13 protein-coding genes are annotated in these 9,340 nt (G+C 69.9%); 10 read left to right on the top strand and 3 right to left on the bottom strand.

Annotated elements, in window-relative coordinates; translation table 11 throughout:
- Positions 1-417: 417 nt before the first annotated feature.
- The gene (locus AB0H52_RS25005) at positions 418-690 is read right to left on the bottom strand and encodes a recombinase family protein (protein WP_357950404.1); all 273 of its coding nucleotides are present in this window, start codon (positions 688-690) and stop codon (positions 418-420) included.
- 159 nt (positions 691-849) lie between these two features.
- Here AB0H52_RS25005 and AB0H52_RS25000 point away from each other — a divergent pair, with 159 nt between their 5' ends.
- From AB0H52_RS25000 to AB0H52_RS24990, 3 genes are all read left to right on the top strand, one after another.
- Positions 850-1,290 (top strand): hypothetical protein, encoded by a 441-nt coding sequence (locus AB0H52_RS25000; RefSeq protein WP_357950402.1) that lies wholly within the window; start codon positions 850-852, stop codon positions 1,288-1,290.
- 77 nt (positions 1,291-1,367) lie between these two features.
- Positions 1,368-1,988, top strand: a complete 621-nt coding sequence (locus tag AB0H52_RS24995; RefSeq protein WP_357950399.1) for a hypothetical protein — start codon at positions 1,368-1,370, stop codon at positions 1,986-1,988.
- Positions 1,989-2,434: 446 nt separating this feature from the next.
- The gene (locus tag AB0H52_RS24990; RefSeq protein ID WP_357950396.1) at positions 2,435-3,151 is read left to right on the top strand and encodes an Abi family protein; all 717 of its coding nucleotides are present in this window, start codon (positions 2,435-2,437) and stop codon (positions 3,149-3,151) included.
- Between the two features lie 26 nt (positions 3,152-3,177).
- Here the strand turns inward: AB0H52_RS24990 and AB0H52_RS24985 are convergent, their stop codons facing one another.
- Positions 3,178-3,996 carry a protein phosphatase 2C domain-containing protein gene (locus AB0H52_RS24985; RefSeq protein ID WP_357950393.1) on the bottom strand — a complete coding sequence of 273 codons (819 nt, stop codon included), beginning with the start codon at positions 3,994-3,996 and terminating at the stop codon, positions 3,178-3,180.
- 7 nt (positions 3,997-4,003) lie between these two features.
- Positions 4,004-4,774 carry a GntR family transcriptional regulator gene (locus AB0H52_RS24980; protein WP_357950390.1) on the bottom strand — a complete coding sequence of 257 codons (771 nt, stop codon included), beginning with the start codon at positions 4,772-4,774 and terminating at the stop codon, positions 4,004-4,006.
- 263 nt (positions 4,775-5,037) lie between these two features.
- Between AB0H52_RS24980 and AB0H52_RS24975 the strand changes: the two genes are divergently transcribed.
- From AB0H52_RS24975 to AB0H52_RS24945, 7 genes are all read left to right on the top strand, one after another.
- Positions 5,038-5,604, top strand: a complete 567-nt coding sequence (locus AB0H52_RS24975; protein WP_357950387.1) for a sigma-70 family RNA polymerase sigma factor — start codon at positions 5,038-5,040, stop codon at positions 5,602-5,604.
- Entirely contained in the window at positions 5,601-6,182 is a 582-nt protein-coding gene (locus AB0H52_RS24970) for a histone-like nucleoid-structuring protein Lsr2 (protein ID WP_357950384.1), read from the top strand. The genes AB0H52_RS24975 and AB0H52_RS24970 overlap by 4 nt, the downstream gene beginning before the upstream one ends.
- On the top strand, positions 6,179-6,859 hold the full coding sequence (locus tag AB0H52_RS24965; protein ID WP_357950381.1) for a GGDEF domain-containing protein: 681 nt from the start codon (positions 6,179-6,181) through the stop codon (positions 6,857-6,859). Before AB0H52_RS24970 ends, AB0H52_RS24965 begins: the two co-directional genes overlap by 4 nt.
- Complete coding sequence (locus AB0H52_RS24960) at positions 6,856-7,242, top strand: hypothetical protein (RefSeq protein WP_357950378.1); 387 nt, start codon at positions 6,856-6,858, stop codon at positions 7,240-7,242. Before AB0H52_RS24965 ends, AB0H52_RS24960 begins: the two co-directional genes overlap by 4 nt.
- The gene (locus AB0H52_RS24955) at positions 7,242-7,496 is read left to right on the top strand and encodes a hypothetical protein (protein ID WP_357950375.1); all 255 of its coding nucleotides are present in this window, start codon (positions 7,242-7,244) and stop codon (positions 7,494-7,496) included. The genes AB0H52_RS24960 and AB0H52_RS24955 overlap by 1 nt, the downstream gene beginning before the upstream one ends.
- Entirely contained in the window at positions 7,493-8,782 is a 1,290-nt protein-coding gene (locus tag AB0H52_RS24950; RefSeq protein ID WP_357950372.1) for a hypothetical protein, read from the top strand. Before AB0H52_RS24955 ends, AB0H52_RS24950 begins: the two co-directional genes overlap by 4 nt.
- 100 nt (positions 8,783-8,882) lie before the next feature.
- Complete coding sequence (locus tag AB0H52_RS24945) at positions 8,883-9,338, top strand: hypothetical protein (protein WP_357950369.1); 456 nt, start codon at positions 8,883-8,885, stop codon at positions 9,336-9,338.
- Positions 9,339-9,340 lie beyond the last annotated feature (2 nt).

The raw sequence follows: 9,340 nt of genomic DNA, 5'->3' as shown, positions 1-9,340 counted from the left end.
GCATGATCGTTTGAGCACATCAAGGTAGCCGGCCGGCGCATACGCCGCACCCCCGTTGCCGCGCCGCCGGCGGGCGTACCGGGGCAGCGCCCGCGCGTCGGTGTGGGTCAGTTCCCGCCGGTAGACCGGCGGTAGAACGACGCCTCCGGCGGGGCCTCTCTCGGAGATCCAGTAGGGACCACAGGCGTCAGGTGGGTGAGTGGTCACCCCCAGGGGTGGGATCTCCTCGCGCCGGCCGCCCAGAGGGCTACCAGGCCGGCTCTGGGACGGCCAGGCCAAGCCGCTTCGCGGTCGGCTACGCCGAGCCTGGCCGTCCCAGAGCCGGCCTGGTCGATCGGAGATCGGCCGACACGAGGAGATCCCACCCCACCCCCGGCACCGTGCGCGGGCAAGCCCGCCAACCCCGTCCACAAGGGCCTACACCGATCCCTGCGCCGCGTCGTGCCGGTCGAGCACGTACTTGACGCTGCTCTTGGCCCACTCGCCCTTTCCCGACGGTGTCGGCACCTGCTCGGCGTTCAACGCCACGGCGATCGCGGCCAGCGACAGCCCTTCACCACGCAACTGCACCGCCCGAGCGGCCGAAGGCGGCAACGGTGCCGGCGGCCGACCCAGCCGCACACCCCGGTCCCGGGCCGCCGCCATTCCCGCCGACACCTCGGGCCGGCGCATCTCCGATTCGCTGCTCATACCCCGCAGCGTACGGCAAAAAGGTACAGAAAAAGACCCCCCTGAAGCAGCATTTCCTATACCTTTTCCTGTACGATAGAGAGGTAAGGAACGGTCCGACCAGGTGAGCCACCACCCAGCCGGACCAGGAAGAACAACCCCTCTGCGAAAGGGAGTTCCATGACCCAGCCTACGACGATCCTCCGGGACCGGGAGATTGACCACGACAACGAGTGCATTGGCTGCGGCGCGCACTTCGCCGACCCGTGCCACCCGCTGTGCCCGTTCGAGACCGGCGAGTTCGGTCCGGCGGTCATCCTGCGGGCCGCCAATCGTCGAGTGCTCGACCACCCGGCCGGGGTCGGCTACGACATCGCCGGCGCGATCTTCGCCGCCGCCGTCGACCTGGTCGGCCGCGACCAGGCGCAGGCCCTTACCGACGCTTCTCGGCAGGCGCTGGCCGACTACCTGGTCGGCCAGTGGGGGCCGAAGGCCGAGGCGATCCACAACCAGGTGGTCTACCGGCACGGCCTGTTCGCCCACACCTACGAGATCGCGACCTCGCTGTACGGCGCGGCCGACCAGTACGACGACAACGACGTCGACCCCAACGACCGCTGACACCGGGCCGGGCCGACCTAGTGAGGGCCGGCCCGGCTCTCACCAACCCCAATCAGCACGTCGAAGGGATCGAGACCATGACCAGCATCACCCCCGCCCGGCCCGCCCAACTCGCACCGGTACGCGTCGGACGCGGCACCGCCGTGCACCTGGGCAGCCTGAGCAGCATCACCGGCCCCGACGGCAGCCCCCGCTACGTCGCGGCTTGGTGCGGGGCCAGCGGCAGCGGCGACAACGTCCGCGCCGGCGAGGCCATTACCGAACCCATCACCTGCCGCACCTGCCTGCGCACCCAGCCACGCCCGATCGAGCTGATCAACGCAAGCCTGACCGCCGAGCCCACCACCCTGCCTCACACCGGCCTCGTCGTTCCCCACACCAAGCTGCGCGTCAACAACGTTCGTCGCGTCCCCGGGACCGGCGGAACCCGCGCCCGGCTGATGCTCGGCGAGCACGTCATCGGCTACATCAGCAGCAGCGTGTACTTCCACCAGCCCATCGCCGGAAGCGGGATCGACACCACCGACCTCGCGAGGTACGCGGCAGACTGCCGCACGCCCAACGGACAGACTCTCAACGTTCGCGATGTGCTCAGCATCCTGGTTCGTGAATACGAGGCCGCCCAGCGGCACGCCGTCGCGACTGCGCAGTCCGACCACAACGGGAGCCCAGCCGGCTGTGCCGACCTGCCGCACTGAGGCCAGACCTGTGCCCCGGGCCACCACCGCCCGGGGGCACGGAGCAGCCACGGCGCGGAGTGCGCGACGTCCCACCTGACCAACACGATCACTCTCGTTTCGGCTGGTGGCACCTTCCTTACCAGCACCCCAGCATGCACTGCGGCTGGGTATGCTTGCCCTGAAGACCCCGGTTAGCCTCTGCCTCTTCGGCACGCGGCCGGGGTTTCGACCCACCACGGCGGTGAAGGTAGTAGAATCACCACGAACGCTCTGGGCGCCCTCGGGCCACCAGAGTTCTGGCTCCTAACTTTGGATGGCGCTCACCAACTTCGGTGGGCGCCATTCCGGTTTTTCGGCCCCTTCCCAGCACGTCCGCCGTGGCAGCGGCCATCAGCGCCCTACGCTGTGCTCCGGCGTCCAGCGATCCGGGCGCTGACCCTCGTTTCGGAAGTGGGACGCCGCGCGTGCCTGACGCCACCGCCCAGCTACTGCAGCAGCGATTCTCTCCTGAACGGCTGGGCCCCTACCAGGCGGCTGTCGGCGGTGACCTCGACAAGGCGGTAGCGCTGTACGAGTGGAACGCGAAGATGAGCGGCATCTTCTGGATCACGCTGGGACACGTCGAGGTGCTGATCCGCAACGCGATGCACCAGCAACTCACTAACTGGTCCAGCCAGCAACACCAGGAAACCCGCTGGTACCTCGACCCCGGCAACGTTCTCGACCCCCGGCGCCTAAAAGAGATCGCTGAGGCCCGCAGACGCGCCACCCGCGACGGCCGCCAGGAGACACCCGGCAGAGTCGTAGCCGAACTGAGCTTCGGATTCTGGCGCTACCTGCTCATCAGCTCCTACGACCGGTCCCTCTGGCCCCAACTGCGCAACGCCTGGCCCGGCAAGCTCTTGCGCCGCGAGGTTCAGGAGCCGATCACCGACCTGCACGAGTTCCGCAACCGGCTCGCCCATCACGAGCCGATCTACAATCGGCCGCTCAAGGAGCTGCACACCAAAGCGTTGAACCTTGCCTCCTGGACCTGCCCAGACACCGCGACATGGATCGCATCACGGTGCGAGGTGCTCGCCGTTCTCGATGCTCGGCCCTGGACATCACGCGCCCCGAGCGCGCCCCCGCAGCAAGGTGCCAGGCGCTACCACCCCGCCCGAACCGTGCCCAGACGGTAAGTCGGGTCGCTCACGCGGCGGACGGATCATGCCTCGTCGCCTGCGGTCGCTGTTGCCAGCATCATCCGCGCTACGACCAAGGTCGCGTCATCGTGACGCTTTCCGCGCCAGCGCCGCGGATCGGGATCGTCTCGTTCGGCCTCGCGCACCGCGCGGATGATCGACTCAGGCCCAGCGGTGCCATGCAGAGCAAAGACGTCCTGCCAGGACCATCCGTAGCGCTCTGTCAGCCGGGAGATGCCATCAGAGCAGAGTAGGACCTGATCGACTGTCTGCCGGGGAAGTGTGCCCACCAGCGCCTGGTCGGCTGCGGCGGGGATCGTGCTCAACACCCAGAAGCCGGCCGGTTGGTTTCGCACGGTGGCCACGTAAGCCGGCGAGTAGGTACGCACCTGGCCTTCGACGATCGGCGCGTTGGGAAGCCGGTCCACCCGGTCGTCGATAACGGTCGTGTAGCCGTCCGGCCCCCGATCGATGACCACGGCGCAGTCGCCGACCACCAGCCAGTCGATTCGGTCGTCGCAGAACCGGACGATTGCTCCCGTCGCCCCCGGCGAGAGGGGATCGCTGAGATCGCAGGTTGGACCATGGTCGGCCGCAGTGGCCTCGATTGCAGATCGGACGATCGCGGTGAGCGGCTGTCCAGGTTGCTCGGTCAGATGACTGCTGAGGTGGCTGCTGAGTCGAGCTACTACCCAGGTCACCGGGTGGACGCAGCCGCCTGATTCCCCGGGATACCGCCCAGCGCCGTCCAAAACCAGTGCCCACCCATCGCCCACGGCGAAGTGGTCCTCGTTGCTGCTGCCCGGCGCCGCTGTGGTGGCGGCCGTGTACGTGATGTGCATGGCCGCCCTAGTCGGGGATCTTGAAGCGATACGACATCTCGACCATATCGCCCGCGATGACGGCGAGCATGACTTCTACGGGTCGGCCGGTCGTGTCGAACGTGGTGCGTGCCAGGTCTACGACGGGAGTGCCCGCTGGTAGGCGCAACGCCGCGCTTTCGGGCCCTGTGGGCATGCGGACTGACCAGTCCTCTGCGATCTCGTCCAACTCGACGCCGAGTTCCTCGATGCGCGCGTAGCTGCCACCTGGGCCGGTGTTTTCGTTCTGGATCTGCGTGCCCTTGACCAGGCTCAACTCGAAGTACGAGTCGGCGAGTTGGTTGGGCCTGTCGTCGACGAAAGTTGTTCGCCGTCTGACCCAGACTGAGGTGCCCAGAGGGATCTTGAAACGCTCGGCGACTGCCGCAGGTGCCGGCGTTTCGGCGAGTTCTCGCAGCAGTTGCCCGGCGGTGTGGCCTTGGTCTTCCGCCTCGGCTGTCAAGATCGCCCGGCCTGATCTCCAGCGGGATTTGGCGTACCTGTCGATGCCGTGCCGTCGCGCGGAGGGCCGCTCCCGCACGAAGGTGCCCTTGCCCTGCAGAGTGATGACGAGTCCTTGCTGCTTGAGCAGGTCGATCGCTTTGCGCGCCACGGCGAGGCTGACGAGATTGTCCGCCGCCAGGTCATCGAGCGTGGGCAGTTGGTCACCCGGCCGGTGCACGCCCGTTTCGATCTTGAGTCGGATGTCGTCGGCGACACGAACCTGCATCGGGCGGGCGTCTGTGGGGCCAGTGCTCATGGCCACATCGTAGACGGTTTGAAGGTCTGCATACAGAAGTGCTTGACCTGAGGCCCATTGGAGATTTAACGTAGTCCACACGTTGATAGGTCTGCATGCAGACATGCGGACTATTCCAAAGGTCGGTGACGGCCAATGGAAATGCCTCGGCGGGGTTGCACCCCCGCCGAGGCCCAAGGCATCCAACCCCATCTCTCAAGGAGCAACAGATGCCAGTAATGAGGGTACGTGCTGCCCGGAATCATCCGCAGACTCGGCCTGGATTGACGGGTAGCGACGTCTCTGCGCTGGTGGCGCGGGCTCAGGCCGGTGACGTTGAGGCGTTCGGCTTGGTCTACGACCGCTACGTCGACGAGGTGTTCCGCTTCGTCTCTCGCAGGGTGACCGACCGGCAGATGGCCGAGGACCTGACCTCGGAGACGTTCGTGCGGGCCTTGCGCAACCTGGCCGCGTACCGCCGTCCGGGTGGCGACTTCGGCGCGTGGCTGACCACGATCGCGCGGAACCTGGTGGCCAACCACCACGCGTCGTACCGGCAGCGCATTGAGGTGCCGGTGGCGGACATCCGCGACGCGACCCAGGTCGGGCAGGTGGACGACGCCGCGCAGACGGCCATGGACCGGCTGACCCACGAGGCGCTGCTGGCTAGCGTCGAGCAGCTCGTCGAGCACCAGCGGCAGTGCATCGTCCTGCGGTTCCTGCGGGAGCTGTCGATTGAGGAGACGGCCGAGGTCATGGGCCGCACGCCGGGGGCGATCAAGGCTATCCAGCACAAGGCTCTGCGGGCCCTGCGTGGGCTGCTGCCGATGTCGGCGGTGATGCCGGCATGAGCGCCCCGACGACTACGTCGGTCAACGACATGGGCGCCCTGCGGCGGGCCGCTGCTGGCACCCCGGCACCCGCGCAGCGCGTCCCGATGGGCATCCGGGTCATCACTGGTCCCGGCGTTCCCGCCGGGCCGGCCGGGCACGCCGAGAAGACCCCGGCGCAGGCCCGGCAGCCCCGCACGCTGGAGCAGTTACTGGCCCTGGCCTGCGGCAGCGACGCCGCGCGAACCCGGCACCTGGCAGAGCGCATCGGCGGGTTGGCGGAGGAGCTGACCGGCCGGATCGAGGCCGAACAGACGCGGCGCGAACAGCGGGAGGCCGCCGAGAAGCAGCGCGCCGAGCTCGCCGAGAAGGAGTCCGCACTCGCTGCCCAGCTGGCGAAGGTGCGCCAAGAGTTGCGCAGCACCGGCCGCGATTCCGCGGCATCGCCGCGCCGAGACGCTGACAAGGACAAGTCGGAGCGGGCGGCGATCCGGAAGTGGGCCGTGGCCACCGGGTACGAGGTACGGGACCGCGGCCGGATCTCCCGCGAGATCCGCGAGGCATACGCGGCGGCGACCGGGTCGGAGGTGACCCAGTGAACGCACTGGAGATTCTGCCGCCGGCCGTTGGCGCTTTGTCGCTGGTCGGGCACGTGTGGGCCGCGAAGGCGGTCTGGTCGCAGCGGACCCGGCTGGCCGAGGCCCGTCAGGGCGCGACCACGGATCCGCTGACCGGCCTGGCGAACCGTGCCGGTCTGACCGCCGCGCTCGACGATCTGGACGGCGAGCCCGTCGACCTGGTCCTGGTGGACCTGGACAAGTTCAAGCCAGTCAACGACACCTACGGCCACGCCGCAGGCGACCGGCTGCTGGTCGAGATCGCGGCCCGGCTGCGGGTGCTGGTGGAGGACATCGACGGCGCGGTCGTCGCCCGCGTCGGTGGTGACGAGTTCGTGCTGGCGGCCCCGTCGCCGGCGCCGCTGGCGCAGATCCTCGGCGCGGAGGTCATCCAGGCCCTGGCCGAGCCGATCGAGGTCTCCGACGGCATCACGGTGACGGTGACGGCCAGCGTCGGCGCGGTCCACGCGAGCGCCGGTGAGGACCGGGCTCGGGTCATGGCGGCGGCGGACGCCGCCGCGTACGAGGTCAAAGCGCGCGGCGGGGATGGCCTGGTGGAGCACTGCGTGCTCACCGAGCTGCCGGATGTGGAGCAGCGCCCGTTGCTGCGCCTGCGGGAGCTCGCCGCCGCCATGGCCACGCTGGGGGTGACCGCATGAGCACTGTGGCCACTCCCCCGAGCGGCACCGACCGCCCGATCGTCGCCCAGCTCGTCGAGCTGGCCGACCAGGGCACCGACCCGGCCACCTCCGGTCGCCTGACGCGTGCCGCGATCGTCCTGGTCGCGGCCGGGCCGGCCGCCGCCACGGTGGCTGTCGCTCACCGGTACGCCGAGCACACCGGCGAGGTGCCGGAGCAGCTCGTCTACTCCCCCGTCGTCGCTGTCGGCCTGGTCGGCGTGGTGCTGGCTGGCCGGCGGGTTGTCCGCTGGGTCGGCGAGCGCCGTCACCCTCTCGCGGTCGATGTCGACGAGGCCGACCTCGACTCGTACGGCCGGGAGCTGCTCGCGCAGGTCCGGGCTCGCCGTGGGGCGGTGTCGTGATGGCCGCGCTGCTGGTGGTGCGAGTGCACCTCGACTGGACCGCGCCGGGCCACTACGACCACGACCGGTCGCTGCCCTGCCGGGTCTGCAGCACCACCACCAAGATGCGCGACGCCAAGGGCGCCGCGTGCCACCAGTCGTGCGCCGAGGACGAGATTGCCCGGGAGTTGCTGGGCGCTGGTCGGGCGCTGATCACCGACGAGCGGGTGCCGGCACCGGCACCGGCTCAGAACCTGTTGGAGGTGGCGCGGTGAGCGTCGACCAGGACCACCTGACGTACCCGGCCGCCCCGCCGAAGTGGCGGGCGCTGGGCTGGGACGCGGAGTTCAAGCGCCACGGCGAGCTGCTCGTGCCGGCCGACGCGGTGACTGCCGCCGTCGAGGCGCCCACGGCGTTCGCCCCGGCCGTGGTGCCGGTGCCCGCCCCGGCGATGCCCGAGCCCGACCCGGAGCCGGAGCCCGAGGTGGAGCCGGTGTTCGAGGTGGAGCCGGTGGTGGAGGTGGCTCGCCGCCGCAGGCCGCGCCGGGAGGCCGGGTCGGCCGACGAGCTGCGTGAGCAGTTGGAGGAGGCCCGCGCGGTCATCGACGTGCGGCGTGAGGACGAGCGGGACCGCCGGGAGCAGGACGTCGAGCACCGGGTGGCCCTGGCCCGGGTTCAGGAGCGGGAGCGCACCGAGGCGCGCAAGCGTCGGGAGCGCGACCGGGACGCGACCGAGGAAGTGGAGCTGGCCGAGCTGTACCGGCGGGCGAAGCGCAGCGGGGAACGGGCGCGGATCCGGGCGGAGATCGACGGGTCGGCGGAGATGCGGGCGCTGCGGGTGGCCAAGGTGCGCAAGGTCGCGCTGCTGGCCGGCATCCCGGTGTTGGCCGCGTTCGCCTGGTGGTCGACCACCGGCGTGCAGGCCGGCGTGGTGCGGCTGCTCAACCTCGACGCCGGAACCGCCTCCTGGACGGCGGCATGGGGGGTGGAGCCCGCGCTGATCACCATCGTCGGGCTGATCATCATCGGTCGGGCGGTGCTGCGCGCCTCCGGCGGCAACGTCGACTGGAAGGCGGCCGTCGCCGAGTGGTCCGCGCTGGGCCTGTCGCTGGCGCTGAACATCGTCGGCGGCTGGCACGGCGGCTGGGACGGTCTGCTGACCGCTCTGCCGCACTCCATCGGCCCGCTCGGGTGCGCCGGCACGGCTTTCCTGATCGGGCTGTTCGACTCCTACGTCACCGCGGCCCGTCCGTGGGAGGGCGCGCCGCGGCTGGCCGACCTCAAGATCACGCCGCCGTCGGCGGCGGTCTCCGACGACGTCCGTACGGCGATCAAGCGCGGAAAACGCGGCCCGGCCAACGCCTCGGCGGACGGTCTTCCGGACGACGTCCGGACGCTCCTGACCGACGTGCAGACCGCCATTGAGGACGGCGTGCTCAGCGCCGACCCGTCGGGCTACGCGATCTACAAGCACGTGATGGGCGGCAAGGGCGACCGCGCCCGAGCCTCCAAGGCAGCCGCCCTGATCGCCGGCTGGCGACCCGGACTGCGCGCGGTCTGACCCGCCCGCTCCACCGAGCCGTCCGGGAGCGGCGATGCAGGCCACCGCCGCCCCCGGACCCCACCCGAACCGTCCACTCACACCATCAGGAGGTGATCTGGTGAGCGCCCTACCCGCCGAGAACAACTACCGACCGTCACCGGTGCCGCGAACTCCATTCCGGCGCGAGGCGGAGGTGATTTCTTTGGTTTCGCCGAGGCAGGAGGCCCTTCCGGCCCCTCCCCTACCGGAATCCAACCAGGACGAAACCGCACAAACCGAGCTGCCCTTTTCCGGCCCCAACTCCGGCACCGGAATTACTCTACGTGACATTCCGGGGGACTGGGACAGCGTCACCGCCGTCTGGACCGGCTCCCCCGAGTCGCTGTCCGACCTCGTCGAGCAGGCCACCCAGGCCCGCGAGGGCCAGGACGCCCACGCGATCGCGATGGCCTGCTGGGCCGTCCTGGTCCTCATCCCCCGCGGGCTGCTGCACCTGGCCTCGTGGGTCCTGGCCCACCCCCTGCGCACCGTGGCCGTCGCCGCGGTGGCCGCCGTCTTCATCGCAACCCTGTAAGG

Source organism: Micromonospora sp. NPDC050695 (genome assembly GCF_040654415.1).
In the GTDB taxonomy this organism is placed as follows: domain Bacteria; phylum Actinomycetota; class Actinomycetes; order Mycobacteriales; family Micromonosporaceae; genus Micromonospora.
The sequence above is the reverse complement of the archived record's forward strand: the minus strand, read 5'-3'. Positions and strand labels throughout refer to the sequence as shown.